This is a genomic window from Mesorhizobium sp. GbtcB19 (genome assembly GCF_019091085.1).
Lineage (GTDB): Bacteria > Pseudomonadota > Alphaproteobacteria > Rhizobiales > Rhizobiaceae > Mesorhizobium.
In genome coordinates this window covers 1-235 of sequence record NZ_JAGXJY010000545.1, presented here as the reverse complement: position 1 = coordinate 235, position 235 = coordinate 1, and the positions used below count along the sequence as shown (strand labels likewise).

Sequence of the window (235 nt, the reverse complement as noted above, 5' to 3'; positions counted from 1 at the left end):
ACGTGGAAGGGGCCGAGGCGCAAATCGCGCAGGATCTCGATGCGCTCCAGGGTGTCGATGTCGGAATGCATGTAGCGGACGCGGATACCGTTCTCGTGCAGATATTCGGTGAGATCCTCGGCCATGCGCTTGGACAGAACCGAGGCCAGCGTGCGGTAGCCGGCCCGGGTCGTGTCGCGGAACTCGCCGACCACGTTATCGTCCTGGCTCCCGGCCGGACGCACCCCGACCGGCG

The 235-nt window shown here is 66.4% G+C and carries 1 pseudogene; it reads right to left on the bottom strand.

What is annotated here, in order from left to right:
- Positions 1 to 235, bottom strand: a pseudogene (locus tag KVT37_RS32995) (excinuclease ABC subunit B); the annotation flags it as partial.